The organism is Ruegeria meonggei (genome assembly GCF_900172215.1).
Classification (GTDB): domain Bacteria; phylum Pseudomonadota; class Alphaproteobacteria; order Rhodobacterales; family Rhodobacteraceae; genus Ruegeria; species Ruegeria meonggei.
This window is the reverse complement of sequence record NZ_FWFP01000001.1, coordinates 500,990-527,706: the sequence shown is the minus strand read 5'-3', so window position 1 is coordinate 527,706 and position 26,717 is coordinate 500,990. Positions and strand designations below refer to the sequence as shown.

Annotated in this window: 29 protein-coding genes; 15 read left to right on the top strand and 14 right to left on the bottom strand. The window is 58.2% G+C overall.

The window, feature by feature from the left end; genetic code table 11:
• Window positions 1–23 precede the first annotated feature (23 nt).
• The 7 genes from RUM8411_RS02640 to upp all read left to right on the top strand — a co-directional run bounded on the left by RUM8411_RS02640 (window position 24) and on the right by upp (window position 6,417).
• The gene (locus RUM8411_RS02640; protein WP_085821052.1) at window positions 24–722 is read left to right on the top strand and encodes a hypothetical protein; all 699 of its coding nucleotides are present in this window, start codon (window positions 24–26) and stop codon (window positions 720–722) included.
• The gene (locus RUM8411_RS02635; protein ID WP_085821051.1) at window positions 691–1,788 is read left to right on the top strand and encodes a cupin domain-containing protein; all 1,098 of its coding nucleotides are present in this window, start codon (window positions 691–693) and stop codon (window positions 1,786–1,788) included. The genes RUM8411_RS02640 and RUM8411_RS02635 overlap by 32 nt, the downstream gene beginning before the upstream one ends.
• 104 nt (window positions 1,789–1,892) lie before the next feature.
• Window positions 1,893–2,285: a cytidine deaminase gene (locus RUM8411_RS02630; RefSeq protein ID WP_085821108.1), complete on the top strand. Its 393-nt coding sequence runs from the start codon at window positions 1,893–1,895 to the stop codon at window positions 2,283–2,285.
• A gap of 4 nt (window positions 2,286–2,289) precedes the next feature.
• Window positions 2,290–3,597: a thymidine phosphorylase gene (locus RUM8411_RS02625; RefSeq protein ID WP_085821050.1), complete on the top strand. Its 1,308-nt coding sequence runs from the start codon at window positions 2,290–2,292 to the stop codon at window positions 3,595–3,597.
• Complete coding sequence (locus RUM8411_RS02620; protein ID WP_085821049.1) at window positions 3,594–4,805, top strand: phosphopentomutase; 1,212 nt, start codon at window positions 3,594–3,596, stop codon at window positions 4,803–4,805. The genes RUM8411_RS02625 and RUM8411_RS02620 overlap by 4 nt, the downstream gene beginning before the upstream one ends.
• Window positions 4,802–5,788 (top strand): adenosine deaminase, encoded by a 987-nt coding sequence (locus tag RUM8411_RS02615; RefSeq protein WP_085821048.1) that lies wholly within the window; start codon window positions 4,802–4,804, stop codon window positions 5,786–5,788. The genes RUM8411_RS02620 and RUM8411_RS02615 overlap by 4 nt, the downstream gene beginning before the upstream one ends.
• The gene (upp, locus tag RUM8411_RS02610; protein ID WP_085821047.1) at window positions 5,785–6,417 is read left to right on the top strand and encodes a uracil phosphoribosyltransferase; all 633 of its coding nucleotides are present in this window, start codon (window positions 5,785–5,787) and stop codon (window positions 6,415–6,417) included. Before RUM8411_RS02615 ends, upp begins: the two co-directional genes overlap by 4 nt.
• 6 nt (window positions 6,418–6,423) lie before the next feature.
• On the opposite strand, the gene RUM8411_RS02605 is transcribed toward upp, so the two are convergent.
• Entirely contained in the window at window positions 6,424–7,440 is a 1,017-nt protein-coding gene (locus RUM8411_RS02605) for a hypothetical protein (protein WP_085821046.1), read from the bottom strand.
• A gap of 149 nt (window positions 7,441–7,589) precedes the next feature.
• On the opposite strand from RUM8411_RS02605, the gene RUM8411_RS02600 reads away from it, so the two are divergent.
• The 3 genes from RUM8411_RS02600 (at window position 7,590) to RUM8411_RS02590 (ending at window position 10,115) form a co-directional block, all read left to right on the top strand.
• A complete protein-coding gene (locus RUM8411_RS02600) occupies window positions 7,590–8,525 on the top strand; it encodes a DMT family transporter (RefSeq protein WP_085821045.1) in 936 nt (311 codons plus the stop codon).
• Window positions 8,522–9,184: a sulfotransferase family 2 domain-containing protein gene (locus RUM8411_RS02595; RefSeq protein WP_085821044.1), complete on the top strand. Its 663-nt coding sequence runs from the start codon at window positions 8,522–8,524 to the stop codon at window positions 9,182–9,184. The genes RUM8411_RS02600 and RUM8411_RS02595 overlap by 4 nt, the downstream gene beginning before the upstream one ends.
• 172 nt (window positions 9,185–9,356) lie before the next feature.
• Window positions 9,357–10,115 carry a Hint domain-containing protein gene (locus tag RUM8411_RS02590; RefSeq protein ID WP_234995113.1) on the top strand — a complete coding sequence of 253 codons (759 nt, stop codon included), beginning with the start codon at window positions 9,357–9,359 and terminating at the stop codon, window positions 10,113–10,115.
• 71 nt (window positions 10,116–10,186) lie between these two features.
• On the opposite strand, the gene RUM8411_RS02585 is transcribed toward RUM8411_RS02590, so the two are convergent.
• The 8 genes from RUM8411_RS02585 to RUM8411_RS02550 form a co-directional block, all read right to left on the bottom strand.
• Complete coding sequence (locus RUM8411_RS02585) at window positions 10,187–12,388, bottom strand: 3-hydroxyacyl-CoA dehydrogenase NAD-binding domain-containing protein (RefSeq protein ID WP_085821043.1); 2,202 nt, start codon at window positions 12,386–12,388, stop codon at window positions 10,187–10,189.
• On the bottom strand, window positions 12,381–12,869 hold the full coding sequence (locus RUM8411_RS02580; protein WP_085821042.1) for a cupin domain-containing protein: 489 nt from the start codon (window positions 12,867–12,869) through the stop codon (window positions 12,381–12,383). The genes RUM8411_RS02585 and RUM8411_RS02580 overlap by 8 nt, the downstream gene beginning before the upstream one ends.
• Window positions 12,869–14,080 (bottom strand): acetyl-CoA C-acetyltransferase, encoded by a 1,212-nt coding sequence (locus RUM8411_RS02575; RefSeq protein WP_085821041.1) that lies wholly within the window; start codon window positions 14,078–14,080, stop codon window positions 12,869–12,871. Before RUM8411_RS02575 ends, RUM8411_RS02580 begins: the two co-directional genes overlap by 1 nt.
• A 10-nt stretch (window positions 14,081–14,090) precedes the next feature.
• The gene (locus RUM8411_RS02570) at window positions 14,091–14,729 is read right to left on the bottom strand and encodes a glutathione S-transferase family protein (RefSeq protein WP_085821040.1); all 639 of its coding nucleotides are present in this window, start codon (window positions 14,727–14,729) and stop codon (window positions 14,091–14,093) included.
• Window positions 14,730–14,874: 145 nt separating this feature from the next.
• On the bottom strand, window positions 14,875–15,087 hold the full coding sequence (locus RUM8411_RS02565; RefSeq protein WP_085821039.1) for a hypothetical protein: 213 nt from the start codon (window positions 15,085–15,087) through the stop codon (window positions 14,875–14,877).
• Between the two features lie 56 nt (window positions 15,088–15,143).
• A complete protein-coding gene (locus tag RUM8411_RS02560) occupies window positions 15,144–16,925 on the bottom strand; it encodes an acyl-CoA dehydrogenase C-terminal domain-containing protein (RefSeq protein WP_085821038.1) in 1,782 nt (593 codons plus the stop codon).
• A gap of 45 nt (window positions 16,926–16,970) precedes the next feature.
• The gene (locus RUM8411_RS02555; RefSeq protein ID WP_085821037.1) at window positions 16,971–17,372 is read right to left on the bottom strand and encodes a MerR family transcriptional regulator; all 402 of its coding nucleotides are present in this window, start codon (window positions 17,370–17,372) and stop codon (window positions 16,971–16,973) included.
• 288 nt (window positions 17,373–17,660) lie between these two features.
• On the bottom strand, window positions 17,661–18,029 hold the full coding sequence (locus RUM8411_RS02550) for a MerR family transcriptional regulator (protein WP_085821036.1): 369 nt from the start codon (window positions 18,027–18,029) through the stop codon (window positions 17,661–17,663).
• Between the two features lie 113 nt (window positions 18,030–18,142).
• Between RUM8411_RS02550 and RUM8411_RS02545 the strand changes: the two genes are divergently transcribed.
• The 3 genes from RUM8411_RS02545 to RUM8411_RS02535 are packed head-to-tail and all read left to right on the top strand — an operon-like array spanning window position 18,143 to window position 20,402.
• Complete coding sequence (locus RUM8411_RS02545) at window positions 18,143–18,562, top strand: PaaI family thioesterase (protein ID WP_085821035.1); 420 nt, start codon at window positions 18,143–18,145, stop codon at window positions 18,560–18,562.
• On the top strand, window positions 18,562–19,086 hold the full coding sequence (locus RUM8411_RS02540) for a PaaI family thioesterase (protein ID WP_085821034.1): 525 nt from the start codon (window positions 18,562–18,564) through the stop codon (window positions 19,084–19,086). The genes RUM8411_RS02545 and RUM8411_RS02540 overlap by 1 nt, the downstream gene beginning before the upstream one ends.
• Complete coding sequence (locus tag RUM8411_RS02535) at window positions 19,086–20,402, top strand: MATE family efflux transporter (RefSeq protein WP_085821033.1); 1,317 nt, start codon at window positions 19,086–19,088, stop codon at window positions 20,400–20,402. Before RUM8411_RS02540 ends, RUM8411_RS02535 begins: the two co-directional genes overlap by 1 nt.
• Here the strand turns inward: RUM8411_RS02535 and arsC are convergent.
• The 4 genes from arsC to RUM8411_RS02515 are packed head-to-tail and all read right to left on the bottom strand — an operon-like array spanning window position 20,399 to window position 22,558.
• A complete protein-coding gene (arsC, locus tag RUM8411_RS02530) occupies window positions 20,399–20,740 on the bottom strand; it encodes an arsenate reductase (glutaredoxin) (protein ID WP_085821106.1) in 342 nt (113 codons plus the stop codon). The two genes, RUM8411_RS02535 and arsC, sit on opposite strands and share 4 nt — an antisense overlap.
• Window positions 20,737–21,795 carry a quinone-dependent dihydroorotate dehydrogenase gene (locus RUM8411_RS02525; RefSeq protein WP_085821032.1) on the bottom strand — a complete coding sequence of 353 codons (1,059 nt, stop codon included), beginning with the start codon at window positions 21,793–21,795 and terminating at the stop codon, window positions 20,737–20,739. The genes arsC and RUM8411_RS02525 overlap by 4 nt, the downstream gene beginning before the upstream one ends.
• Window positions 21,792–22,223, bottom strand: a complete 432-nt coding sequence (locus RUM8411_RS02520; RefSeq protein ID WP_085821031.1) for a DUF1330 domain-containing protein — start codon at window positions 22,221–22,223, stop codon at window positions 21,792–21,794. The genes RUM8411_RS02525 and RUM8411_RS02520 overlap by 4 nt, the downstream gene beginning before the upstream one ends.
• Window positions 22,220–22,558: a DUF952 domain-containing protein gene (locus RUM8411_RS02515; protein WP_085821030.1), complete on the bottom strand. Its 339-nt coding sequence runs from the start codon at window positions 22,556–22,558 to the stop codon at window positions 22,220–22,222. Before RUM8411_RS02515 ends, RUM8411_RS02520 begins: the two co-directional genes overlap by 4 nt.
• Window positions 22,559–22,666: 108 nt before the next feature.
• On the opposite strand from RUM8411_RS02515, the gene RUM8411_RS02510 reads away from it, so the two are divergent.
• Complete coding sequence (locus RUM8411_RS02510; RefSeq protein WP_085821029.1) at window positions 22,667–24,244, top strand: bifunctional metallophosphatase/5'-nucleotidase; 1,578 nt, start codon at window positions 22,667–22,669, stop codon at window positions 24,242–24,244.
• A 53-nt stretch (window positions 24,245–24,297) separates the two neighbouring features.
• Here RUM8411_RS02510 and RUM8411_RS02505 read toward each other — a convergent pair whose 3' ends face one another.
• Complete coding sequence (locus tag RUM8411_RS02505) at window positions 24,298–25,953, bottom strand: tetratricopeptide repeat-containing sulfotransferase family protein (protein WP_085821028.1); 1,656 nt, start codon at window positions 25,951–25,953, stop codon at window positions 24,298–24,300.
• Between the two features lie 55 nt (window positions 25,954–26,008).
• On the opposite strand from RUM8411_RS02505, the gene RUM8411_RS02500 reads away from it, so the two are divergent.
• A complete protein-coding gene (locus RUM8411_RS02500) occupies window positions 26,009–26,674 on the top strand; it encodes an SOS response-associated peptidase (RefSeq protein WP_085821027.1) in 666 nt (221 codons plus the stop codon).
• Window positions 26,675–26,717 lie beyond the last annotated feature (43 nt).

The window sequence follows — 26,717 nt, the reverse complement described above, 5'->3', positions numbered from 1 at the left end:
GTTGTGTAAAATGGAAGACAGGCATGAGCTCTAAAGGCCAGTTTCAGTCAGGGAACACGATACCCGAGAACAAGAGGTCTTTTGGCACGGATCGCTTTGCGTTCCGAGCGGCGCTTGTCGTGGCTGTACTGGTTCTTATCGTCATTGCGATCTGGCCGATGCAGGCCTCGGTCTTCAATCAAGAGGGCGGACCGTTCGAAACCATCTCGGCTGCGGCGCTTTTCGTGGCGGGCTTGGCGTCACTCTATCGCTTTTCGGGGATAAAGCGCCTGTATATTGGGCTGGTATGCCTGTTGCTTGCCGAACGAGAGCTGGAGGCTGACGTGTACGCAGTCGACAGCCTGCCATACTTTGTGTTGCACGGGCTGGACGTCTTGCTGGACATGACGATTGTGCGTGTGGTGCTGGCTGTGTTGGTTTTGGGCGGGCTTTTTTGGCACGGGGTGCCGAATGCCTGGCGCGCCCTTAAACAGCGCGCGCCGTTCCTTCTGATATTTTTTCTTGCCGGTATGTGTGCTGTCGTGGCGCAGTCGCTGGAAGAGATCAGCAGCGCGTTCGACGCTGAGATGTCAGAGGTTATGGTGACCCGATTGTTCGTTCTGGAAGAAACGCTTGAGATGTTCTTTTCGATTGGCATTTTGGCCGCCGTTCTGATCGGATGGCCAAAATCCAGCACCGAAGAGAACGTGAATGACCAAGTCTCAAAACCCGATCCTCGCTGAAGTCCGCCTGCCAACGCAGGAACTACGTGACGATATCCCGTTTTTCACCAGGGTATTGGGCATGCGGATGGACATGATCTATCCTGCGGATGATCCAAGTGTTGCTGTCTTTTCGGGTCACGGCTTGCGCTTGCGTATTGAAAAAGACGCACCTGAATCTCCCGGAACTCTGCGCATTCTGACAGAAAACCCAGACGCCTTTGCTGACGGAGCGCGCAGTCTGGTCGCCCCGAACGGCACTCGAATTGAGATTGAAGAGCTGAACCCCCCGATGGTGATGCCGGATACGGTGCATTCCTTTGTGGTGCGCAGGCTCAAAGACCAGGCCCCATGGATTATTGGCCGGGCCGGAATGCACTATCGTGACTTGGTGCCAGATCGGTTGGGCGGGTCGATCATCGCCAGCCATATCCGCATCCCCGATGGCGGTCCGGTGCCGGATATGGTGCATTTCCACAAGGTCGGGTTTCAGTTGATCTTCTGCATTCATGGCTGGGTGGACGTGGTCTATGAAGATCAGGGTGACAAGATGCGTCTGACGGCAGGTGATTGCTTTATCCAGCCGCCTGAAATTCGCCACCGCGTGCTTGAAGCATCGGACAACGTGCAGGTGATCGAGATCGGCGTGCCGGCGGAACACGTCACCGAAATCGACCATGATATGAACCTACCCACGCCGCATTACCGACCGGGCAGAGAATGGCAGGGGCAGCGCTTTGTCTACAACCAGGCCGAAGGGGCTGAGTGGATTCCGTTCCGCCTGCCGGGTTATATCTGCCGCGACACCACAATTGCAGAAAATACCAAAGGCGTGGCTGGGGTGCAGGTTGTGCGCAAAGGGCAGGGTGATCCGGTCTGGGCCGCGCACGACACCGATATCCATTTCACCTTTGTGATGAATGGCGCGGTCACGTTGGAAGGGGAAAACCGCGACCCATTTCGGTTGGAACAGGGCGATGCTTTTGTCATCCCGCCCGGAATGCGCACACGGCTGACCAATCCCTCTGACGATGTCGAACTGCTTGAGGTCACCCTGCCAGGCACCTTCAATACCACACTGGGCTGAGTGAATTTTGGCCGAGAAAACTGTTGCCCGGGGCTTCAACTCCCCGGGTTACTTAATTTAGGATATGTCTTTCTGACCAGATGATCAAAAAATGGGGAATCGCCATGGCTTTGAAAGATGCAGCGCTGTCTGTCCGGGAAAACGCATATGCGCCGTATTCCAACTTCAAAGTCGGCGCAGCGATCCGGTCCTCGACTGGGGTGGTCTATTCCGGCTGTAATGTGGAAAACGTAGCCTACCCCGAAGGCACCTGCGCCGAGGCTGGTGCCATTGCCGCGATGGTTGCCGCCGGTGAAAAAGAGTTGACCGAAGTCTATGTGGTCGCCTCATCGCCCCAACCGGTTCCACCCTGCGGTGGGTGTCGCCAAAAGCTGGCCGAGTTTGGCAAGCGTGAGGTCAAGGTGATCCTTGCCACAATGGACGGGGCCGAGTTTGAAACCACCATCGGTCAGCTTTTGCCCGGTGCGTTTGGCGCCTCGCATATGGAGGATGTCTAAGCCCATGGATGCTCGCTCGATCATCGCCAAGCTGCGCCGGGATCAGGTGCCCAGCAGTGACGAGTTGAAATGGTTCGCGCAGGGCCTGGCCGATGGCGGCGTCAGTGACGCGCAGGCCGGAGCTTTTGCGATGGCTGTCTGCATGGGTGGGCTGGGCGCACAAGGACGCGCTGACCTGACCGTTGCGATGCGCGACAGTGGCGATGTTCTAAGCTGGGATTTCGACGGCCCGGTGATTGATAAACACTCGACCGGAGGGGTGGGTGACAGTGTCAGCCTGGTGCTTGCGCCCGCGTTGGCTGAGCTTGGGGCCTATGTCCCGATGATCTCTGGCCGCGGATTGGGGCATACTGGTGGTACGCTGGATAAACTTGAATCCATCCCCGGTGTCAGCACCCAAATCGGGCAGGAGCGTCTGACCCAGATTCTGCGCGATACAGGCGCGGCCATTGTCGGCGCGACGGGTCAGATCGCGCCTGCGGACAAGCGGCTTTACGCGATCCGTGATGTAACCGCGACGGTGGAAAGCCTGGATTTGATCACCGCATCAATTCTGTCCAAGAAACTGGCCGCCAGCCCTCAGGCGCTGGTGCTGGACGTTAAAGTTGGCTCTGGCGCATTCATGAAGACGCTTGAGGATGCGCGCAAGCTGGCCAAAGCCCTGACAGAAACCGCAAACGCGGCCGGATGTCGGACATCGGCAGTAATCACCGACATGCACCAACCCCTGGCCCCGGCGCTGGGTAATGCGTTGGAAGTGGCCGAGGTGATGAACGTGCTGACCCACGCACATTACGATCCACTGGCCGAAATCTCGGCAGAGCTGGGCGGCGTGTTGCTGGCAGATGCCGGGATGTGTTCCACTGCCGAGGACGGGCGCGAAAAAGTCGCTGCGGTTATTCGCGATGGCCGCGCGGCTGAACGGTTCGGGCGCATGATGGCTGCTGTCGGCGGTCCACTGCAGTTTGTCGAAAACTGGTCGCGTTACCTGCCCGAAGCCAGCGTGATCCTTGAGGTTGCCGCGCCGACCAACGGGTATGTCGCCTCGATCAATGGTGAGGCGCTGGGCCTGGCCGTGGTCGCGCTGGGCGGCGGGCGACAGGTTGAAGACGATGTGATTGATCCGGCCGTGGGCCTGTCAGGCATCGTCCGGTTGGGTGACAAGATAGACAAGGGCGCACCTTTGGCGGTGGTCCACGCCGCCCGCGAGGATGCGGCGCAGCAGGCAGCTGAAACGGTGCGACGGGCTGTAACACTCAGCCCGGATTCCGGTCCGATCATTCCTCTGGTCCACGAAAGGATCACGGCGTGACCCGGGCCTTTCTTGTGGTAATGGACTCCGTGGGGATTGGCGGAGCGCCGGACGCTGATCGGTTTTTCAATGGCGATACACCCGACACTGGCGCCAACACGCTGGCCCATATAGCGCAGACTTGCGCCGAAGGGCGGGCCGAGGATGGGCGCTCGGGTCCGTTGTATCTGCCTAATCTGGACGCGCTGGGCCTGGGTGCGGCCACACGTCTTGCTTCGGGCACGGACACGCCCGGTCTTGAGGTCACGCCAACCGGCCTTTGGGGCTGCGCGCGCGAACACTCAAAGGGCAAGGATACCCCGTCAGGGCATTGGGAACTGGCCGGCCTGCCAGTGCCGTGGGATTGGCATTATTTCCCAGACACCACGCCTGCGTTTCCGGCTGACCTAAGCGGTGCTGCCGCCCAAGCGGCAGGAACCGAGGGCATATTGGGGGATTGCCACGCCTCGGGCACCACGATCATCGCTGAGCTGGGGGCAGAGCATATGCGCACCGGCAGGCCGATCTGCTACACCTCAGCCGACAGCGTTTTCCAGATCGCTGCCCATGAAGAGAGCTTTGGCCTCGATCGCCTGCTGGCAATGTGCAGGGCGCTTGCGCCCCGGTTGCACGAGATGAAGGTGGGCCGGGTTATTGCACGGCCATTTGTGGGCTCGCCCGAGGATGGGTTTACCCGCACCACCAACCGCAAGGATTTCGCCATCCTGCCGCCTGCGCCGGTCCTGACCAACTGGGCGCAGGACACCGGTCGCCGGGTTCATGCGGTTGGCAAGATTGGCGACATCTTCTCGATGCAGGGGATCGACACACTGCGCAAAGGCCCGGATGCCCAGTTGATGCGGCACCTGTCCGATCTGGTCGATGACGCGGAAGAGGGCAGCCTGACCTTCGCCAATTTTGTCGAGTTTGACAGCCTCTATGGCCATCGCCGCGATATCAGCGGATACGCTCGCGCGCTGGAATGGTTCGATCATGAGATTGGCAGCGTTCTGCAAAAACTGCGCCCCGAAGACCTGATGCTGCTGACCGCTGATCACGGCAACGATCCCAGCTGGATCGGTACGGATCATACGCGCGAACAAGTGCCTGTGCTGATCGCCGGGCAAGGCTCTGGCGAAATCGGCAAAGCTAATTTCACGGATGTTGCCGCCAGTATTGCACACCACCTGAGCATTCCGCCCCAAGGGCCGGGAAGGACATTTCTATGACTGTTGCAGACCTGCCCAAGATCGAACTGCACCTGCACCACGAAGGTGCGGCTCCTCCGGCATTTATCCGCCAGCTTGCCCATGAAAAACGCATCGACCTGAGCGGTATTTTCAAGCCCGATGGCAGTTATGATTTTCGCGACTTTGCGCATTTTCTCAGCGTGTATGAGGCCGCCTGTGAGGTGCTGAAATCGCCTGAGGATTTCCGCCGTCTGACGCTGGCCATCCTGGAGGAAAGCGCTGCTAATGGGGTGGTGTATTCCGAAACCTTCCTCAGCCCCGATTTCTGCGGGGGCGGCGACCTGCATGCCTGGCAGGACTATCTGACCGCTATTCAGGACGCAGCAGACGAGGCCGAGCGCAAGTTCGACATCACCCTGCGCGGGGTTGTTACGTGTGTTCGCCATTTTGGGCCTGAACAGGCAAAGTTTAGCGCCCATTGTGCCGCTGAAACCGCCGGTGATTGGGTCACCGGGTTTGGCATGGGGGGCAACGAATCCATCGGAACTCAGGGTGAATTCAAATGGGCGTTCGATTGCGCGCGTGAGGCCGGTCTGCACCTGACCACCCATGCCGGAGAGTTCGGCGGCCCGGAAAGCGTGCGCGACGCCATCCACGATCTGGGGGTCGAACGCGTGGGCCACGGCGTGCGGGCTATCGAAGATCCGGATCTTATTCGGGAACTGGTCGACCGGGATATCACGCTTGAGGTTTGCCCGGGCTCGAACGTGGTTCTGGGCCTGTATCCTGACTTTGCAGCGCATCCGATTGCGCGGTTGCGTGAGGCGGGTGTAAATGTCACCGTCTCGACCGATGATCCGCCGTTTTTCCACACCACGATGCGGCGTGAATATGAAATGCTGAGCGAAGCCTTTGGCTGGAACGCCGAGGATTTCGCCGCCCTGAATGAAACCGCCCTGAACGCGGCGTTTTGCGATGAAGACACCCGTGCGCGGGTCAAGAAAAGACTGGAGAAAACATGAGCGAACACCTGACCGTCGTTGACCATCCGCTGGTACAGCACAAATTGACGCTCATGCGGGACAAGGGCACCTCGACTGCCGTGTTCCGCCAGCTGCTGCGCGAGATCACGCTGCTTTTGGCCTATGAGGTCACGCGTGAAATGAAGCTGACGACCCGTCATATCGAAACCCCGATGGAGGAGATGGACGCCCCCATTCTGGCCGGTAAGAAATTGGCGCTGGTGTCGATCCTGCGGGCGGGCAATGGGATGCTGGACGGAGTGCTTGAGCTGATCCCCTCGGCGCGGGTCGGCTTTGTTGGCCTTTACCGCGATGAAGAGACGCTGAAGCCCGTTCAGTATTATTTCAAGGCTCCCGAAGGCCTGAAGGACCGCTTGGTCATCGCGGTAGACCCGATGCTGGCCACCGGCAACAGCTCGGCCGCGGCCATTGATCTGCTGAAAGAGGCCGGGGCGACCGATATCCGTTTCCTCTGCCTGCTGGCCGCGCCAGAAGGGGTGGAACGGATGAAAGAGGCGCATCCGGACGTGCATATCGTCACGGCAGCGCTGGATCGTGAGCTGAATTCAAAAGGCTATATCATGCCCGGTCTGGGCGATGCCGGCGACCGGATGTTCGGTACCAAGTAGACGAACCTAGCCGCCGCAGATGTTTTGCAACCGAACCCAATCGCGGTCCGGTAAAACCTGCGGCGTGGGACGGCCTGCCATCGGGTCGGCCTCAATCAGGCCCAGGACCGTCTCGCCGGTGATATCTTTGGCATAGGCATAAGGTGTAGACGGCAACGCGGCTTGGGCGAACACCGCCAGCAAATCCTCATCCGGTAGGGATGGGCGCGGGTCTGACAGCATCTGCTCGGTATAGGTATCGACAATCTCAGAGGTCAGCTCTCCGGTCGTCAACAGACGGAATGCGGTTGTAACCCCAGTGCGGTCCAGCAGATCGGTTAGGGGGTCTTGTGCCTCGGACCGGGCACGTTCAGCAATGATGTAACCGGCTGCTACTGTTGGATCCTCGTGGTCCTCGACCAGCGCTCGGTTCAGCAACACGATCCCGCCGGGCAGGCTGAGGCTGCTTTGAACCCCGGCTGGCAGAATCACCACCGCGCGCACACCGGTACGTGTCGCCAGCTGATCCAAGACCGCTTGCGTGTCTTCGGACGTGCAGGCGCGGCCCGAGACACGCTCAATCCGGTTCAGGATGGCATCGCCGATATCCTGTCGCTTGATCTCGGGCACGACTGAAACAACGTGGGTCTTCAATGCAATCGGCATCCAAAGCAGCAGCAACGCGGCAACGGCGGCCATTACTCCGGCTACGCTGAGCCAGCGCAACCGTCCGGGATGCGGTCGGGACCGGTCGATCGCATGTTGCAGGCGATCGATGGCCTCGATCATCGTTGTTTCGGTTTCTTCCAGTTCTAGCGTCTCGTCCGGGTCTCCATCCGGGTTGAAGATGGCTGGGAAAGTACCGGGGTTTTGACGTTCCAACGCGGCCAGTGACCAATGCGTCAGCGCCTGTTCATTGAAATCTGAGATCGTCAGAGTGGCCTCGCCAATCGACACCACGACCTCGCGCCGTTGAACATCGGGCGAGGGGCGCCACAGACCGGTGGCTTCGATCCGCTGGTACTGTTTAAGTGCCGTCTTCAAGGTGAGGTGTGCTCGTACTTATTTTGTCTCAGCTTAACACGCTAAAATCAAAAGGCGCAAACCTGTTGCGCCCTGTTCGAGAAACGTGCTGGATATCACGACGCGCGGTAAATCTGGTTGCCGACGCAATTTCACAACCGGGGCAGGGAATGCAGGCGGATACTCAGACTTCACCGGTATTGGCGTCGGTACTGATGATCAGCGCGATGGCGATCATTGGAGTGGTCGACAACGTTGTGATCCTGCTGGCCGAGACAATCGGGCTGTGGCAGTTCCATCTCAGCCGGGCGGTGCTGATGTTGCCATTGATTGTTGGACTGTCCCTGTTGGGGTTTGGCGGCCTGCGGCCCAAACGGCTTGGGCCAGTTGTTCTACGCAGCGTGCTGATCACACTGGCCATGTTGTGTTACTTTGCCTCTCTGGCGTTGATGCCGATTGCGCAGGCTTTGGCGGGACTTTTTACGTCACCGATCTTTGTGCTGCTGATCTCGGCACTGGTTCTGCGGCAAAAAATAGGGCCGTGGCGTATTCTGGCCGTTCTGACCGGATTTTCAGGCATTCTGATCGTGCTGCAACTGAACCCATATGAATTTGACGCCCTGACCCTTTTACCGATGGCCGGAGGGTTGTTCTATGCACTTAGCGCCATCATTACCCGCAGCCATTGCGCACAGGAAAGCACGGTGGCGCTGCTGGCCGCCATGGTCATTACACTGGGGCTGGCAGGTGCGATTGGTGTGGTCGCGTTGGTGGTTTATCCGCTGCCGGTATCGGATGGTCCGGATGGCTTCGTGACCCGGGGTTGGGTCTGGCAGATAGGCCCGGCCGTGCCATGGATTGTGGTGCAGGCGGTTGGGTCTACAGCGGCGGTTTTTATGCTGATCAAGGCCTACCAGATCGGAGAGCCGTCTTACGTGGCGGTATTTGAATACTCGGTAATGATTTTCGGCCCGCTATTTGCCTGGGCTGCGTTTGGGCAAGCCATCGGTGTCATACAGATCGCCGGTATCGCGCTGATTGCCCTGGCCGGAGCGCTGCTGGGCTGGCGAGCGGGGCGTGCACCCGAGCCGGAGGAGGTCACGTGATTATCTCTTCTGGCCGCGCGTATGTCTTTGTTCATATCCCGAAGACGGGAGGTACTTCGCTGGCTATGGCTTTGGAAGATCGGGCGCATAAGGACGACATTTTGATTGGCGATACACCCAAGGCTGTCAAGCGCCGTAACCGCGTCAAAGGTCTGCGGGGCAGGGGCCGGTTGTGGAAACATTCGACCTTGGCCGATATCGACGGCGTGCTGACCAATGAGGAGCTGCAATCTCTGACCGCCTTCACCATGGTGCGCAACCCCTGGGACCGGATCGTCAGCTATTACCGCTGGCTGCGCGTCCAAAGCTTTGACCATGCCGCCGTTTCCTTGGCCAAATACCTGCAGTTTGGCGAGTTTGTCCTGCATCCGGACATATTGCGATCCGTTGCACAAAATCCGGCGCGCCAATACATGACCCGTGCGGACGGGGTTGAACAATGCCACGCCTATATCCGGCTGGAGCAATTCGAACAGGACGCAGCACCCGTGTTCGACCATTTGGGATTCCGCGTGAGCTTGCCGCATGCAAACCGGTCTGACCGCACCCAAGGCTATCGCCAGTACTATACCGCTGAGACCGCCGCAGCTGTAGCATCAGCCTGTGCCGAAGACATCCGCAGATTCGGGTATACGTTCGATCCGGCACAAGGCGCATAGTTTCCAATTGGCGATCAATGCGCCAAAAAATACAGGTGTTGTTTGAAAATACCTGTATTTTTAGGGCTTTAACGGCCTAAATCTGGCCTCAATATGTCAAAAATAAGTCGGCGCCGGTTAACCTGTGTTAGTCATTTTGACCAGTAGTTGTGAGTAATAGGTGGGTTCGGTCGTGTTGAAAGTAGAGAGTGTCATAGGTTTTGAAGAACGTCCGAGTTACCAGGACAAGGGTGAGCCTCAGTTTGCCCTGAACGCGCGCCGGGGTGGGCTTGTCCATGGAACCACAGTTGCGACCAACAACGGGTGGAGGCTGGTCGAAGATCTGCAACCCGGGGATTTGGTTCGCACACTGGACAGCGGTTTCAAACGGATCAGCCGCGTTGCAACGGATTGCATTGTGGTGCCATCTGATGAAGCCTCACCTGAGAACCTGCCAATCCGCATCCCGTCACACGCAGCGTATAATGGGCGCCCGGTCTGGATCATGCCGGAACAAGGGGTGGCCCTGGATCACACGAAACTGAACCATGATCCTATCAGCCTTCCGGTCAGCATGCCGATTGTTCCAGCAAGATTACTGAGCGGGACGTTTCGCATTATCTCGGATACGCCATCGTCCTATTTCGATATCAGCACCCTGTTTTTCGACAAGGATGAGGTGATCTACATCGAAGGTGGGCTTCGGGCCTTTTGCCCGTCTGGCCGGTTTGGCATGGGCAGCATGTCCGGCACCAAAAGCTATACAGTGGCGGCAGGCGAAGCGGCAGCTGAGTTGGTCTATCAGACAGCAAAACACGGGGATATTTCAGCGCTGGCGAATTCGTTGGGGGCATTGCCCGCACCAATCATGGAGCACCCGATTATGCCTATGCGGCCCGTTCGTGGTGCACGCCGACCAGGGCGGCCAGGCCGTCCTGTTGCGATGATCTGACCGTCGGGTCCATCCGGACACACAGTTGGAAAGAACGCTGGCGCATTTGGGGATGCGCCAGCGTTTTTTTATCAGGCCGCTTTTGCCTCGGGGGCGAAGCGGTCATAGAATGCCTGACCCTTTGTAGCCATCTCACGCAGCAGCGCCGGGCAGGCAAAGCGGTCGCCATAGGCTTCGGCCAGTTGGTCGCACCGCTCGGCAGCGTAAGGCGCGCCAATGATGTCCAGCCAGCTGAGCGGACCGCCTGACCAAGGCGCAAAGCCCCAGGCCAGGATCGCGCCCACGTCGGCCTCGCGGATATCTTCCACAACACCTTCTTCCAGTGCGCGAACGGCTTCCAGAACCTGCGCGAACATCAGACGTTCCTGAACTTCGATCAGATCGGGCTGATCTTCGACCAGCGGGTATTTGTCCTGCAGACCTTTCCAATAACCCTGACGCTTGCCTTTTTCGTCATAGTCAAAGAATCCGGCCTTGGACTTGCGGCCCAGACGGCCTTCGCCTTCCATCCAGAAGATCAGGTCATCCGCCGGGCTTTCGGGATATTCGTTGCCCATAGCCGCCTTGGTTGCGCGCGCAATCTTGGCGCCCAGATCGATCGAGGTTTCGTCGGTCAGCGTGACCGGACCAACCGGGAAGCCCAGCTGACGCGCCGCATTGTCGATCAGCACGGGGCTGACACCCTCGGTGACCATGCGGGCACCTTCGTTGATGTAGGGAATGATGCAGCGGTTGCAGTAGAAGAACCGCGCGTCATTGACCACGATCGGCGTTTTGCGGATCTGGCGAACATAATCCAGCGCCTTGGCAACGGCACGAGGACCGGTTTCTTTGCCCTTGATGATCTCAACCAGGAACATCTTCTCAACCGGCGAGAAGAAGTGGATGCCGATGAACTGATCCGGACGGACGCTCGCCTCGGCCAGATCGGTGATCGGCAGGGTCGAGGTGTTCGAAGCAAAGATGCAATCCTCGGGGATGATCGCCTCGACCTTATTGGTCATCTCGGCCTTGACGCCAACGTCTTCGAAGACGGCTTCGATGATCAGGTCACAGCCCTGCAACAGGTTCAGATCAGGCGTTGCGGTGATCCGCCCCAGCATGGCCGCTTTTTTCTCTTCGGTGGTCTTGCCGCGCTTGATGCCCTTGTCCAGATGCGCTTCGGTATAGGCCTTGCCCTTGTCAGCCGCTTCCTGATCGCGGTCGATCAGCACAACCTCCATCCCGGCCTGCGCCGAAACCAGCGCGATACCCGCGCCCATCATCCCCGCGCCCAGAACGCCGATCTTCTTGACCGACTGGTCGGGGATACCTGCTGGGCGCACGGCACCCTTGTCCAGCGCTTCCTTGTTCAGGAACAGCGAGCGGATCATCGCACCCGAGGACGGGTTCATCAGTACGGAGGTGAACCAGCGGGCCTCGATCTTAAGCGCCGTGTCGAAATCGACCAGCGCCCCTTCATAAACCGCGCTCAGCAAGGCTTTGGCAGCCGGGAAGGCACCTTGTGTCTTGCCGTTCACCATGGCCGAGGCACCGACGAAGTTCATAAAGCCAGCAGGGTGATAGGGCGCGCCGCCGGGCATTTTATAGCCTTTGGCATCCCATGGCTTGACGATGTCAGCCTCGCTGGCGTTCAGCACCCACTCCTTGGCTGCGGCCACCGGGTCGGCGGCAATCTCGTCAATGTAGCCTGCGCCTTTGGCCTTTTTGACGTCCAGCATCTTGCCTTCCAGCAACAGCGGAGCCGCAGCGATGGCGCCAACCTTGCGAACCATACGAGTGGTGCCGCCAGCGCCGGGGAAGATACCGACCATGATCTCGGGCAGGCCGTATTTGGCCTTGGGGTTTTCGGCCGCAAAGATGCGGTGCGTGGACAGCGGCAACTCCATCCCAATACCAGCGGCGGTGCCGGGCAGGGCGGCGGCAATCGGCTTGCCACCCTTCTTGGTTTTGGGGTCCATGCCGGCCAGTTCGATCTTGCGCAGCAGGGCGTGCATTTTCATGGTGCCTTCGAACAGGCCCTTGGCAGGGTTGTCGCCAGCCTCTTCCTTCATCACCGCCAGCAGGTTCAGGTCCATGCCACCAGCAAAGGAGCCTTCTTTACCTGACGTGATGACAATGCCTTTGACCGCATCATCGGCCAGTGCCTGATCGATGCAATCGCCCAGCTGTGCCAGCCCGTCAAAGGACATCACGTTCATGGATTTGCCCGGGACATCCCAGGTGATCAGGGCGACGCTGTCGTCGCCTTTTGTCAGAGTGAAATCAGTCATTGTCATCTCCAATCTGGTCAGCCGTCAGCGGGCTGCCATCTTTGCGGGTGAAGGCGAATCCGTTTTCATCATCCTTCACCATCATGTCGATATCGCTGTAATAGCCGGTCTCGGTCGGGGTCCGTGTGCCCACCACCAGAAAGGTCGCGGGCGCATCGGTGTTGTTCACAAGGTGATGGCCGTTGGCCTCACCTGCGGGCCATGCGGCGCAATCACCGGGCTGCATCTCGTGCTCGCCATCGTCGTCGATCAGCGTACAGGTGCCGCTGAGCATGATGGCAAACTCGTCCTGCTCCATATGGTAATGGCGCAGCGAGGACATGCCCTGCGGTTCCAGCCGCACGATGTTGACACCGTAATGGGTCAGCCCGCCCGCATCGCCGACGCGCTGGGCAAAGCGACCTGCGGTCGCCTCAGCCAGTTTACCGGGATAGGCCGAGCCGCCCTGAAACGGAATCTGAGAGAGATCCAGCTTGGGCATCAGACGCGCTCGATAATGGTCGCCGCACCCATGCCGGATGCAATGCAGAGCGTAGCCAGACCGGTTTCCTTGTCCTGACGCTCAAGCTCATCCAGCAGCGTGCCGATGATCATCGCACCAGTTGCGCCCAGCGGGTGACCCATCGCGATCGAACCGCCGTTGACGTTGACCAGTGCCGGATCGACATCAAAGGCCTGCTGGAAGCGCAGAACAACCGAGGCAAAGGCTTCGTTCACCTCGAACAGGTCCAGATCGCTGATCTGCATGCCATTGTCGGCAAGGATCTTCTCGGTCACCGGAACCGGACCAGTCAGCATGATGGTCGGGTCTGTGCCGATCTTGGCGGTCGCCTTGATGCGCGCGCGTGGCTTCAGGCCGTATTTCTCACCAAACTCCTTGTTGCCGATCAGAACCGCAGCAGAGCCGTCCACGATGCCCGAGCTGTTGCCCGCGTGGTGGATGTGATTGATCTTTTCCAGATGCGGGTACTTCAGCATCGCCACCTTGTCGAAGCCAGGCATCTGTTCGCCCATCATCTGGAAGGCCGGGTTCAAGCCGCCAAGGCTTTGCATATCAGTGCCGGGGCGCATGTATTCGTCATGGTCCAGAATAGTCAGGCCGTTCTGATCCTTTACAGTGATGACTGATTTGGAAAAGCGGTTGTCATCCCAAGCTTCTTTCGCACGACGCTGCGATTCCATCGCCAATTGGTCGGCCTGATCCCGAGAGAACCCGTATTCAGTGGCAATGATGTCAGCCGAAATACCTTGCGGCACAAAGTAGGTGTTCATCGCCAGCGAGGGATCAACCGCAATCGCGGCACCATCGCTGCCCATAGGCACGCGGCCCATCATCTCGACGCCGCCTGCAATGTATGCGTCGCCTGCGCCGCCCTTGACCTGGTTCGCGGCCAGGTTCACGGCTTCCATGCCGGACGCGCAGAAACGGTTGATGGCCAGACCGGGGATGGATTCATCCAGGTCCGAGCCCAGAACAGCCGTCCGCGCCAGACAACCGCCTTGTTCCATGACCTGGGTCACGTTGCCCCAGATCACGTCCTCGACGGCATGGCCTTCCAGATTGTTACGCTCTTTTACGGCGTTTAAGGTCAGGGATGACAAGCGTGCTGCAGTGAGTTCGTGCAGGCTGCCATCTTTGCGGCCCTTGCCGCGCGGGGTGCGCAGGGCATCATAGATATAAGCTTCGGTCATAGTGCTCTCCTTAAGCTCGATCCGGCTGTTTGCCGGGCATCAGGTCGTAGGGGTGTTTCCAGCCGGGCTGCTCGGACAAGCGGGTCAGCCAGGCATCGATATGGGGCCAGTCGGCGCGGTCAAAGCCGAAAGGTTCAGGATAATAGAGGTAGCCGCAGCAGCTGAGATCGGCATTGGTGACGCCGTCTCCGACAATCCAGTCGCGGCCATCCAGATGCGTATTCAGCACCTGATAAGCGGCTTTCAGACGACCTTGGTTGAAGGCAATCACATCTGCGTTGCGGTGTTCTTCGGGCAGGAAATTGATCAGGAACCGGGTCAGCCCCGCCATTGAGCTGAGTTTGTGGTTGTCCCACAGAACCCAACGGAAAATGTCGTAGTTTTCTTCTCGGGTTTTGCCGCCAAATTTGCCTGATGTTTCAGTGACATATGCCTGTATAGCCCCCGATTGGCTGGTGCGGAAATCACCGTCGACTAGGACAGGTGCTTCGCCCATCTCATTGATTTCGGACCGATATTCAGCAGTGCGGGTTGCACCATTGAAAAAATCCACATTGACCGGCTGCCAGTCCAGACCGGACATTTCCAACGCCAGCGCAGCCTTGTAGGAGTTGCCGCTTTCTCCGAAACAATACAGCTTAATGGTCAAGCAATTACCCCTCCCAGGCGCAAAGTCAGTATCGAAACTCATGTGTTTCGAGAAAGGCGAACCGGTCCATCCAGGAACGGCCACAATGATATGTGGGGTTCGTCTTGCTGAAAACACACCCTTGGATCTGGTGTGACATGAACGTTTAGCGCTTGCGTGCCTCAAGCTCGGAATTGAAGATGCGTAGTCTTCGGGTCAGTTTCTCCTCATCAGTGACGCTGTTGAAGTTCTCAAACAAAAAGGACAGTGCTTCACCTTCGTCCAACCCAGCATCGCGCGCGAAATCTCGTAGTTTGCGATAGCCGTCCTCGGTCATGGCGACCGGAAAGCGACGGGTCAGGCGAAAGCGTTTCGGCATGATAGGTCCTTGAAAGGGATCGGTTCCGAGGTCTTGTCCCCGGAACCGGATTGAGATCAGAAGCTTGCGGCCTCCAGCGCCATAACCGTGTTTGCGCCGGTCTGGATACGCGCCAGGTGCAGCGCCGTCGCGGGCAGGCGGCGCGCCATGTAGAAGCGACCGGTGTTAATCTTGGCCTCGTAGAACTCTTTGTCGGATGTGCCGCCGTCCAGTGTTTCCTGAGCGGCCTTTGCCATCTGAGCCCACATCAGACCAAGGCAAACATGGCCGAACATGTGCATGAAGTCATTGGATCCGGACAGAGCATTGTTTGGGTTCTTCACGCCTTCCTGCATAAAGTACATGCCAGCAGATTGCAGGTCCTTGGATGCAGCTTTCAAAGGTTCGATGAAGGCTTTGTCATAGGCTTCATTCTGGCCCGCGTTTTCCTTGCAGAAAGTCTTGACCATCTCAAAGAATGCCATGACATGTTTGCCACCGTCCTGCGCCAGCTTGCGGCCCACGAGGTCAAGCGCCTGAACGCCATTGGCCCCTTCGTAGATCATTGCGATACGGGCATCGCGGGTGTATTGCGACATGCCCCATTCTTCGATGTAGCCGTGGCCACCATAGACCTGCTGCGCCTTGACGGTCATGTCATAGCCTTCGTCGGTCAGGAAACCTTTGAGAACCGGCGTCAGCAGTGAGATCAAGCCATCGGCATCCTTGTCGCCAGAGCGGTGCGCCTTGTCGATCATTGTCGCGCCCCACAGGACAAAGGCGCGGGCGCCCTCTGCAAAGCTTTTCTGGTCCATCAGGCTGCGGCGAATATCGGGATGTACGATCAGCGGATCAGCCGGGCCGTCGGGGTTTTCCGTGCCAGTGACAGCGCGGCCCTGCAGACGATCCTTGGCGTATTCCACGGCGTTCTGATAGGCGGCGTCGGCCTGGGCCAGACCCTGCATGGCGACGCCAAGACGGGCCTCGTTCATCATGGTGAACATGGCACGCATGCCTTTGTGTTCTTCACCCAACAGGTAACCGGTTGCTTCGTCATAGTTCATGACGCAGGTCGAGTTGCCGTGGATGCCCATCTTTTCTTCGATGTTGCCCACTGTCGCGCCATTGCGTTCGCCCAGGCTGCCGTCCTCGTTTACGTGGTACTTCGGAACGATGAACAGCGACACACCTTTGATGCCTTCGGGGCCGCCCACGATCTTGGCCAACACCAAATGGATGATGTTGTCGGCCATGTCATGCTCACCCGCCGAGATAAAGATCTTCTGGCCGGAGATTTTATAGCTACCATCCGTTTGTGGTTCTGCCTTGGTGCGCATCAGGCCCAGATCGGTGCCGCAATGCGGCTCGGTCAGGTTCATGGTGCCGGTCCATTCACAGCTGACCATGTTGGGCAGATAAGTGTTTTTCTGCTCTTCGGTGCCGTGTGCCAGAATGGCCGAGGCCGCACCGTGGGTCAGGCCTTGGTACATGGTGAAGGCCTGGTTGGAAGCCGAGAACAGCTCTCCCACCGCAGTACCCAGAACGTAGGGCATGTTCTGCCCGCCATATTCTTCGGGCATGTCCAGACCAGTCCAGCCGCCCTCTTTCATCTGTGCGAACCCGTCCTTGAAGCCAGTGGGCGTATAGACGACGCCGTTTTCAAGACGGCACCCTTCGGTGTCGCCGACCACGTTCAGCGGGTGCAGGACGTTGGTCGCGATCTTGCCAGCTTCTTCCAGCACAGCACCAGTGAACTCGGGCTCCAACTCGGAGTAGCCGGGGATGTCAGATCCGGAAATGTTAAGTACTTCGTGCAGAATGAACTGCGTATCTTTGTTAGGCGCGTTGTAGATGGGCATTCGAAGCTCCCTTAATTCAGATGTCCGGAGATTGATCCGCGTGCGTTACTCGGCGGCTTTCTTTTCGGTCTTGATCGAGGCGATGACTTTTTCGCCCCAACGCAACTGCTCTTTCAGGTCGTCAATGGCCTGGGTCAGTTCTTCGCGGCGGGATTCCATATCCGCCAGTCGATCCCGCGCGATATCATAGGTGCGGGTCATCTGGGTCATTTGCTGGTCACCAACATGGTACAGGTCCAGCAACTGCCTGATCTCTTCCAGGCTGAACCCAAAACGTTTGCCGCGCAGGATCAGCTTTAGGCGGGCGCGGTCACGCTTGGTGAACAGACGTTTTTGTCCTTCGCGGATCGGGAACAGCAGTTCCTTGGCTTCGTAAAATCGCAAGGTGCGTGGTGTGACATCATATGTCTCGCACATTTCACGAATGGTCATCTGGTCTTCGGTCATGGTTCAGCACTCTCGTCACTGGCGTCTATCAAAGGCAGGTGCGCAGTTGTCGCGCACGTTACAACACGGAGTTGGCGTTCTCGAAATTCAAACGCTACGTCACAAATAAGTTGACGTGGCATCCGCCTGCGTCAAGGTCCTACAGGGTCGCATTTTCAGACGTAACGTAACGGAATTGCGAAAAAGCACAGGAAAACACCCGGGAAGGTGGCGGCAACACCACGATCCGCGCCGATGACCTGCGGCTGTCACATGTGGCAAAAAATTCTGAGTGTGGTTGTCGGAGAGTTAGCCCAATGACTTAGCGGTCTGGTCCCGCATCTGCTGCAGCGCATCGATCGCATCGTCCAACTGTTGGCGCTGACTGCGCAGTTCAACCATCTGCTGATCAGCCACTTCGACAAAAGCAGCCATCTGAGCCTGATTTCCCTGATCTTCGTAGATCAACAGCCATTGGCGGATGTCTTCCAGAGGGAATCCGTACCTGCGGCCGCGCATGATCAAAGTCATCCGCGCGCATTCGCGCGGGCCATAGAATCGAGACCTGCCTTCACGATCCGGCTGCAGCAATTCTATGTACTCATAGTAGCGCAGGGTGCGTGGAGTTACATCGAACTCAGTACACATCTCTTTGAATGACAAACGCTTGTCGGACATTCCTGTTCTCCTCTGAAACAGACTATGGCTTGTTTTTAACGAGCGCAACAGGTGGGCTTGCTCTTTTACTGGCCACACGCTCATAAAAGAAGAAATCGAAGGGACACAAGTACATGGTCGATAAAGTATCAATTGCCCGACAGTTCATCGAAGCGATTCCACATGCAAAGGCGCTGGGTATGAACCTGACCAAAATCGGCGATGGTGAGGCGGGAATCACCATGCCTTACAGCAAGGATCTGGTCGGAGATCCGAGGACCGGAGTTATCCATGGCGGCGCGGTATTTGCTGCTCTGGACACCTGCTGTGGTGCCGCAGTTATGAGCCATCCATCCGCCCCGCGCGGTACGGCGACAATCGACCTGAGGATCGACTACATGCGGGCAGCAACACCGGGGCAGAGCATCACCACCCATGCCACGTGTTACCACATTACCCGCAACGTCGCCTTTGTCCGGGCGACGGCGATGGATGAGAATCAGGATCTGCCGGTGGCCACAGCTGCGGGGTCATTTACGGTGGAGGGTCTGTGATGGCGCGCCCCATCCCCGAATCTGCGCAGGTCGTCAAACAACGCCGGGATGCGGCGCTGAACGCGATTGTCGAAGGCGTACCCTATATCCGCTTTCTCAATATTGACTTCGATCGGCGTGGGGATGAACTGACCGGAGTGCTGAACTTTGATCAAAAGCTGATCGGTAACCCTTTGCTGCCCGCGTTGCATGGCGGTGTCACAGCCGCGTTTCTCGAGGTCACAGGGGTCATTACCTTAAGCTGGGACTATTTTCTTCCCCGCATCGAAAGCGGTGAAATGGATGCTCAGGACATTCTTAAATCCGAAAACGTCAGGTTCCCCAAGACGGTTGATTTCACGGTCGACTACCTGCGATCCGGCCTGCCGCGCGACGCCTATGCCCGCGCCTTCATCAGCCGGGCAGGACGTCGTTATGCCTCTGTTCGGGTCGAAGCCTGGCAGGACAATCACGCACGTCCTTACGCTCAGGCATCCGGGCATTTTCTGATGCCGCAATCCAAGCCCGAAAAAGAGAAACCCTGATGCACGAGGCCCCGGCGCCCCTCACACACGGGCGGGTGTTGAAAATCGCCTTTCCAATCGTGCTGTCGAACGCCACGGTTCCCATTCTTGGGGCGGTTGACACCGGTGTGGTCGGGCAGATGGGGCTGCCCGCACCCATCGGAGCGGTGGGTATGGGGGCGGTTATCCTGGCCTCGATCTATTGGATCTTCGGGTTCCTGCGCATGGGCACCACGGGTCTTGCGGCGCAGGCGCGCGGGGCGGGGGATACGGCGGAAACCGGTGCTCTGCTGATGCGCGGCTTGCTGCTGGGCGGCGCGGCGGGGATGTTCTTTGTTCTGATCCAGGTCTGGCTGTTTCTGGGGGCGTTTGCGCTGTCCCCCGCCAGCCCCGAGGTCGAGGCGTTGACGCGGGATTACCTGCAAATCCGCATCTGGGGCGCTCCGGCAACGATAGCGCTGTTTGCCATTACCGGCTGGTTGATCGCGGTCGAACGGACGCGTGGTGTTTTTGTCCTGCAGGTTTGGATGAACGGGCTGAACATCCTGTTGGATTTGTGGTTCGTTCTGGGGCTTGGCTGGGGTGTCGAAGGCGTGGCTATCGCAACTCTGATTGCCGAATGGACCGGATTGGCGCTGGGCCTATGGCTGTGCCGAGAGGCGTTTTACGGCAACCAATGGTGCGACTGGCCGCGGATTTTCGATGCCGCCCGGTTGCGTCGTATGATGCAGGTGAACGGAGATATCATGATCCGGTCTGTGCTGCTGACGGGGGCTTTTACCACGTTTCTGTTCGTCGGCTCTGATCTGGGGGATGTGAACCTGGCGGCCAATCAGGTGTTGCTGCAATTCCTCGAAATCACCGCCTTTGCCTTGGATGGGTTCGCCTTTTCTGCCGAAGCGTTGGTCGGCAGCGCTGTGGGCGCGCGCGACCGATATCAGGTCCGACGCGCGTCGGTCATGGCCTCACAATGGGGGGTGGGGGGCGCATTTGCACTGGGGGCCCTGTTCTATCTGGCCGGGCCAGCCTTGATCGATTTGATGACCACTTCGCCCGAAGTTAGGATGGCTGCGCGCGACTATCTGTTCTGGGCCGCGCTTGCACCGGTGATCGGTGTGGCGAGCTGGATGTTCGACGGAATCTATATAGGCGCCACATGGACCCGAGCGATGCGCAACGCGATGGTTCTGTCGGTCGCAGTCTATGTGGTCGCCCTGTTCATTCTGGTCCCGACCCTGGGCAATCACGGACTTTGGGCAGCACTGATGGTTTTGAACATCGCGCGCGGTGTCACTCTGGGATGGCGTTACCCCCGGCTTGAGGCACAAATCGCCTAAAGCAGACCCAACAGATCCTCAGGCGGGCGTCCAACAGCGGCCTTGTCACCGGCGATGGCCAAAGGGCGCTCGATCAGGATTGGGTTTTCGGCCATGGCCACGATCAATGCGTCGACAGGGGTGGTTTTGGTCAGTCCCAGTTCCTTGAACCGCTTTTCCCCCGTCCGCACCAAGGCAATGGGCGGGATGCCAAGCCGGGTCAGTACCGCACGTATCTCATCCGCCGAGGGGGCGTCTTCGAGGTATTTGCGAATCTCAACCTGTGCGCCGTTGTCTTGCAGCAACGCCAGCCCCGCGCGTGATTTCGAACATCTCGGGTTGTGCCAGTATTCAATCACAGCCAATCCTCTCGTTTACTTCCAACGGCTTGGGCGACGGAGTTAAACCCGTCCTGCGCCAACAACCCGTCCAATTCCTGCACGATTTCTGCCGCCAGAGATATCCCGCCATAGACCATTGCGGTATACAGCTGAACAGCCGAGGCCCCGGCGCAAATCTTGGTGTAAGCATGTTGGGCATTGCTGATGCCACCAACCCCGATCAGCGGGATTTTCCCCTCGGTCAGTTGGCTGAGCTGCGCCAGAACACGAGTTGATTTTTCGAACAGAGGCGCACCGGACAGGCCGCCGGCCTCGCCCTTATGGGCGCTGCGCAGACCGTCGCGCGACAGGGTGGTATTGGTGGCAATCACCGCATCCACGCCAGTTTCAACGGCAACCTCGGCTATGTCCTGCAATTCTGCCTTGGTCAGATCAGGCGCGATCTTCAGGAAGATCGGCAAGGGGCGGGGCAGCGTGTTGCGGGTTTGGATCACGCCGCCCAACAATGCTCTCAGCGCAGCTTTGCCCTGCAAATCCCGCAGTTTTTCGGTATTAGGCGAGGACACGTTGACCGTGGCAAAATCCAAATGGGCCGCGCAATGCGCCAGCACTTTGGCGAAATCGCCGGGCCGATCAACGCTGTCTTTGTTGGCGCCCAGATTCAGGCCGATCACAGCGTCTTTGGGGCGATGGGCCAGACGCTCTGCCATCACCTCCATGCCGTCGTTGTTAAAGCCAAAACGGTTGATCGCAGCCTTGTCTTCGGTCAGGCGAAACAGCCGGGGCTTGGGGTTGCCGGGCTGCGGTCGTGGCGTAACAGCACCCACTTCGATAAACCCAAAACCTGCGCGGGACAGAGGGGTCAGAACCTCGCCGTTCTTGTCAAACCCGGCGGCCAGACCAACAGGGTTCGGCAGATCCAGACCCGTAAGCTGCGTGCGCAGACGCGGCGATGTTATGGGGCCGGGTGCAGGTGCAAGCCCTGCCTTCAGCGCCTTGATTGACAACCCATGGGCGGTTTCGGGATCAAGCTTGTGCAGGGCAGCCAGTCCCAGTTTTTCGGTCAGTTTCATCCAAAGGCCTCACTGCCTTGTGCCGGCGCACAGCGGATCAGGCGCGAGGTCTCGACCGCAGCCTGCCGATGCACCACCGCTTTTTGGTATACAGGGTCGGTAACCATTTCCATGAATGCATGCGCCGTTGGATAATGCGCGACAAAGACCGCATCCCATGCCTCATCTTCGGGGCCGATCAGCATGGTCTCAAACCGGCCGCGCCAGAGTATGGATGCACCAAGCCGGGCGATGATCGGGGCGGTCTCGGACCCGTAATTGTGATAGGCTTGGGCACCTGTCAGACCGGTAGCCGCCAGTTCGTGCCCATCGGGGTAGGCCGCCTGGGCACGGAATTTGACCAGATTGAGCATCTCGATCGGATGGTCCCGGTCCAGTGCTTTTAACGCCTCAAACTGGGTGCGATCGGGATCGACATAAGCGGTCATGTCATCTCCTCGGGGAAGTGGTGAGACTGGCCGTCAAACGGCAAGGGGCGCGACCACGCCACATCCGACAGGCGGAATTGGCGATAAAGATGCGGGAACAAGGCCCCACCGCGCGAGACCTCCCATTTCAGGTCATCACCCATGGCTTCGGCATCGCAGGCCAAAAGGGTCAACCCTTCGATCCCGGCGAAATGTTTGGCCGCAGTTTCAGCGGCCTGTTTGGCGGTTGAGAAATGGACAAAGCCATCTGCCACATCAATCGGTGCGCCGGCCGACGCGCCCTGTGTCTGCAAAGTTGCCCACTCTTCAGCTCGGAAAATCTTGTAAATCAGCATGACGTGGTGATGCCTCGCGCGACGGGTAGAATCAAGCTGGATTTCCCCCTTTGACTCTTCCAGCCGTGCGGCGCACCATCGCGACAAATAACAACAGGGAGTTTGAATATGTTGACCCGTTTCCTGGCTTCAGCCGCGATACTTGGCCTGACCGCAGGGATGGCCGCGGCCGATTACAAGCTGACGATTCTGCACACCAACGATTTCCACGCGCGCTTTGAACCGATCAATAAATATGACAGCGGTTGCGACGCCGAAGACAACGCCGAGGGCAAGTGCTTTGGCGGGTCTGCGCGTCTGGTCACCGCCGTGAACGACGCGCGGGGACGGGCCGAAAACTCGATCCTCGTGGATGGGGGTGATCAGTTTCAGGGCTCGTTGTTTTATACCTATTACAAAGGCAAAGTCGCGGCCGAGTTCATGAACAAGCTGGGCTACAATGCGATGACCGTAGGAAACCACGAGTTTGACGACGGCCCCGAAGTGTTGCGCGGCTTTGTCGACACGGTGGATTTCCCGGTTCTGATGTCAAACGCGGATATCCGCGACGAAGAACTGTTGACCGACAAGATCAAGAAATCAACGATCATCGAAGTTGGCGGAGAAATGATCGGCCTGATCGGGCTGACACCGGAAGACACCCACGATCTGGCCTCACCCGGCCCGAACATCACCTTCTCGGACCCGGTTCCTGCAGTTCAGGCCGAGGTCGACAGGCTGACCGGCGAGGGCGTGAACAAGATCATCGTGCTGAGCCACTCGGGCTACGGGGTCGACCAGCGCGTGGCGCAGGAAACCACCGGCGTAGATGTCATCGTGGGCGGCCACTCGAACACTTATCTGTCGAACGTGTCCGACAAGGCGGCTGGGCCCTATCCAACCGTGGTTAACGGTGTTCAGATTGTTCAGGCCTATGCCTATGGCAAGTTCCTGGGTGAGCTGAACGTGACCTTTGACGATGACGGCAACGTGGTTGAGGCAGCGGGTGAGCCGCTGATCATGGACAACTCAGTGACCGAGGATCAGGCCGCGCTGGACCGTATCGCCGAACTGGCTGTGCCGCTGGACGAAATCCGCAACAAGGTGGTTGCCGACTCTGCTGATGCGATTGAAGGCGACCGCGCGGTCTGCCGCGTGCAGGAATGCCAGATGGGCAATCTGGTCGCCGATGCCATGCTGGCGCGGGTCGCCGATCAGGGCGTTCAGATCGCGATTGCGAACTCGGGCGGTCTGCGCGCCTCAATCGATCCGGGTGAGGTGACAATGGGCGAAGTTCTGACGGTGCTGCCGTTCCAGAACACCTTATCGACCTTTGAGATCAGCGGTCAGGGTGTCATCGACGCGCTGGAAAACGGTGTGAGCCAGGTCGAAGAGGTCAAAGGCCGCTTTCCCCAGGTCGCAGGCATGACCTTTGCCTGGGACGCGTCCGTTGCACCGAATGAGGGGCGCGTGTCCGACGTCATGGTCGCAAGCGGTGAAGGGTTCGTGCCGATTGATCCCGCGGCGACGTACCTGGTGGTCACGAACAACTATGTCCGAAATGGCGGAGATGGCTACAACATGTTCGAAGGCGATGACAAAAACGCCTATGACTTTGGTCCAGATCTGGCGGATGTGACGGCAGAGTATCTGGCGGAAAACGCCCCGTATCAGCCATACTTGGACGGCCGTATCAAGCAGAAGTAAACCTTTGGAAAAACGACTAAGGCCGCATCATTGGATGCGGCCTTTTTTGTGGCTTACATAGTCAATTCGTATTCCGGCCAAAGCGCTGGATCGAGACCATCCAGCAAAGGCCGAAGGTCGTCCGACACGCTTTGCCATCCACCGATGGACTTGGTTGAAATTTTGTTGCGCACCTGGTCGATACTGGCTGTTCGCACCTGTTTGGTGTTCTTCTCAGGGTGCATCATCGTTTCCGTCCACTCAATGTCGCAGAACGAGGCGACTTGCCGACTGTATGTCTCAGGGTCAGCCACCAGCCTTTCGTAAGGCACGGTTAGGATTTTGTCCCCAAACACGGCATCCCAATGTGCCATATAGCGACGGTACATATTCGCCGAATGGGCTATCGCCTGTAGGTTCGAGGCATAGCGCATCCCACCGGCCGGGAACCGCCTGATCCATTTGGACAACCCGACATCGCGCGGGTCACGCAGCATGTGGATGATTTTGGCATTTGGGAAGGCCGACAGCAGGAAGCCAACACGTTGATAGTTATGCGGCATCTTGTCGACAAACGCCTCACATCCTTCTGGGATAGGGGGCATCAGCTTGCGGAACTCTTGCGCGTATTCAACGGCTTCGGTTGTACCAAAAGCCTTGGAGCCTTTCTCAAACTCACGTGACAGATCAGCGCCCAGTGTAAGCTCACCGCACCCGGCGATATCGGGCACTGAACTCAGCATCATTTCCATCAGCGTCGTGCCGGATCGCGGCTGTCCGATCACGAAGATCGGAATCGGTGCCTCGCGTAGTTCTGAATTCGGGGGGGCTATTCCAATCGGGAACAGGCCGGTGATCTGATCCTGTTTTGATTCTTCCTCGGCAAAGTCGTAGGGGTTGCCTTCGTGCTGCACAGTGTTGGCGCGTGCAAACTGTGGCATGGATGCAGCCAACCCGTCCGTTTTCGAAATCAGATGAGCCTTGGCAAACTCAAGCTCTAGCCGGTCGTGTTCGCTGTTGGCGATTGCGGATTCGACGGCCTCCATCAGGTTTGGGATTTCTTCTGCGCTGGCCATTGTCGACATCTGCAGGAGGGCTGAAATGTGTTCAGGATAGGATTCAATTAACCCCTTTATGATGGCTTTGGATCCTGCCTTGTCACCGCTTTGATGCAGGCTGATGGCCTTCTGATAGGCGATCTTTTCATTTTCGGGTTCTAATGCATAAGCCCGGTCAATATCGCGCGCGTTGTCATCCACAAAACCAATACGTCCGTAAGCTTTTGCGCGTGTGGACAGAAGGTCGGCATTATCCGGGTCACCTTGAAGCTTTTTGGTTGTGTGTTCAACGATCGCACGCCAGTTGCTGCCCTTCAGATGGATTTCGTCCAGGACGCGGTTCAGTTCCTGGTTGTTGGGGAACTGTTCCAGCTTCTGTTCGGTGTATTCCAACGCTTTTGTGATCTGGTTGGTCTGCATAAGGGCATTCGCCAGATTCTCAACGAATTGCGGATCGTCCGGTTTCATCCGGGACGCTTCAACGAAATGCGGGATGGATTTCTTGTATTGCTTCATCTCGGTCAGAACAAAGCCCGAGATGGCATGGAAATCGGAATCCTTGGGATACTTCTTGGCTCCCAACTGGGCTTTTTTCAGCGCCTGATTAAGCTTGCCTGCTTCCAGTGCCGCCACCGCCTTGCTTTTTAGGGTTTTCGCTGTTTGATTTTGCATATGACCCGGGGACGTCCTGTGTCTGTATGAAACGATTACTTATGGTTCTTTACCCATGTGCGGACGGTTTGCAATAACCCTTCCCAATGACGCGATGGCGCAGCTGTTTTCTGCACGTCCGGCTAACACGCTGCCTTCGGTGCCAAATTTCAATGTTTGCCCGACCAATCAGGTTCATGTGGTGCGTGCCGGGGAATCCGGGCGTCAGCTGGATCCCTTGCGCTGGGGGTTTCTGCCGCATTGGTACAAAACTGAAAACGCAGGACCACTCTTGATCAATGCGCGGGCCGAAACCCTGGCGGAAAAGCCAGCCTTCCGTGCGGCTTGTCGCGCGCGGCGCTGCCTGATCGCAGCGACTGGGTTCTATGAATGGACCAAGACGGAAAAGGGCGACCGCTTGCCATGGTACATCCACCGCAAGGACGGCGCGCCGATTGCCTTTGCCGGGGTTTGGCAGGATTGGGGCACCGAGGATGCACGGCAAGGGACCTGTGCCATCGTGACGACCCCGGCCAATACTTACCTAAGCGCGATCCACCACCGCATGCCTCTGATCCTGGAGCCGGACGATTGGCCGCTCTGGCTAGGCGAGGTGGGCAAAGGGGCCGCAACCCTGATGCGGCCCGGTGTTGACGGTGTGCTGGACTATTACCGGGTTGATCCAGCAGTGAATTCGAACCGGGCCAGCGGGCCGGACCTGATCGAGCCAGCACTGACCTGACAGCGCGTCTTTTCATTCCCAACTGCGCGAGATAGACCATTGC

What these genes read in the sequence shown, in the direction of transcription:
- RUM8411_RS02525 (WP_085821032.1), bottom strand. Translation starts at nt 21,795, where the DNA reads ATGAAACTGACCGAAAAACTGGGACTGGCTGCCCTGCACAAGCTTGAT.
- RUM8411_RS02545 (WP_085821035.1), top strand. Translation starts at nt 18,143, where the DNA reads ATGGTCGATAAAGTATCAATTGCCCGACAGTTCATCGAAGCGATTCCA.
- RUM8411_RS02630 (WP_085821108.1), top strand. Translation starts at nt 1,893, where the DNA reads ATGGCTTTGAAAGATGCAGCGCTGTCTGTCCGGGAAAACGCATATGCG.
- RUM8411_RS02575 (WP_085821041.1), bottom strand. Translation starts at nt 14,080, where the DNA reads ATGACCGAAGCTTATATCTATGATGCCCTGCGCACCCCGCGCGGCAAG.
- RUM8411_RS02500 (WP_085821027.1), top strand. Translation starts at nt 26,009, where the DNA reads ATGTGCGGACGGTTTGCAATAACCCTTCCCAATGACGCGATGGCGCAG.
- RUM8411_RS02580 (WP_085821042.1), bottom strand. Translation starts at nt 12,869, where the DNA reads ATGCCCAAGCTGGATCTCTCTCAGATTCCGTTTCAGGGCGGCTCGGCC.
- RUM8411_RS02600 (WP_085821045.1), top strand. Translation starts at nt 7,590, where the DNA reads ATGCAGGCGGATACTCAGACTTCACCGGTATTGGCGTCGGTACTGATG.
- RUM8411_RS02625 (WP_085821050.1), top strand. Translation starts at nt 2,290, where the DNA reads ATGGATGCTCGCTCGATCATCGCCAAGCTGCGCCGGGATCAGGTGCCC.
- RUM8411_RS02555 (WP_085821037.1), bottom strand. Translation starts at nt 17,372, where the DNA reads ATGACCGAAGACCAGATGACCATTCGTGAAATGTGCGAGACATATGAT.
- RUM8411_RS02635 (WP_085821051.1), top strand. Translation starts at nt 691, where the DNA reads ATGACCAAGTCTCAAAACCCGATCCTCGCTGAAGTCCGCCTGCCAACG.
- RUM8411_RS02540 (WP_085821034.1), top strand. Translation starts at nt 18,562, where the DNA reads ATGGCGCGCCCCATCCCCGAATCTGCGCAGGTCGTCAAACAACGCCGG.
- RUM8411_RS02550 (WP_085821036.1), bottom strand. Translation starts at nt 18,029, where the DNA reads ATGTCCGACAAGCGTTTGTCATTCAAAGAGATGTGTACTGAGTTCGAT.
- RUM8411_RS02510 (WP_085821029.1), top strand. Translation starts at nt 22,667, where the DNA reads ATGTTGACCCGTTTCCTGGCTTCAGCCGCGATACTTGGCCTGACCGCA.
- RUM8411_RS02535 (WP_085821033.1), top strand. Translation starts at nt 19,086, where the DNA reads ATGCACGAGGCCCCGGCGCCCCTCACACACGGGCGGGTGTTGAAAATC.
- RUM8411_RS02560 (WP_085821038.1), bottom strand. Translation starts at nt 16,925, where the DNA reads ATGCCCATCTACAACGCGCCTAACAAAGATACGCAGTTCATTCTGCAC.
- RUM8411_RS02585 (WP_085821043.1), bottom strand. Translation starts at nt 12,388, where the DNA reads ATGACTGATTTCACTCTGACAAAAGGCGACGACAGCGTCGCCCTGATC.
- upp (WP_085821047.1), top strand. Translation starts at nt 5,785, where the DNA reads ATGAGCGAACACCTGACCGTCGTTGACCATCCGCTGGTACAGCACAAA.
- RUM8411_RS02505 (WP_085821028.1), bottom strand. Translation starts at nt 25,953, where the DNA reads ATGCAAAATCAAACAGCGAAAACCCTAAAAAGCAAGGCGGTGGCGGCA.
- RUM8411_RS02615 (WP_085821048.1), top strand. Translation starts at nt 4,802, where the DNA reads ATGACTGTTGCAGACCTGCCCAAGATCGAACTGCACCTGCACCACGAA.
- RUM8411_RS02565 (WP_085821039.1), bottom strand. Translation starts at nt 15,087, where the DNA reads ATGCCGAAACGCTTTCGCCTGACCCGTCGCTTTCCGGTCGCCATGACC.
- RUM8411_RS02520 (WP_085821031.1), bottom strand. Translation starts at nt 22,223, where the DNA reads ATGACCGCTTATGTCGATCCCGATCGCACCCAGTTTGAGGCGTTAAAA.
- RUM8411_RS02515 (WP_085821030.1), bottom strand. Translation starts at nt 22,558, where the DNA reads ATGCTGATTTACAAGATTTTCCGAGCTGAAGAGTGGGCAACTTTGCAG.
- RUM8411_RS02640 (WP_085821052.1), top strand. Translation starts at nt 24, where the DNA reads ATGAGCTCTAAAGGCCAGTTTCAGTCAGGGAACACGATACCCGAGAAC.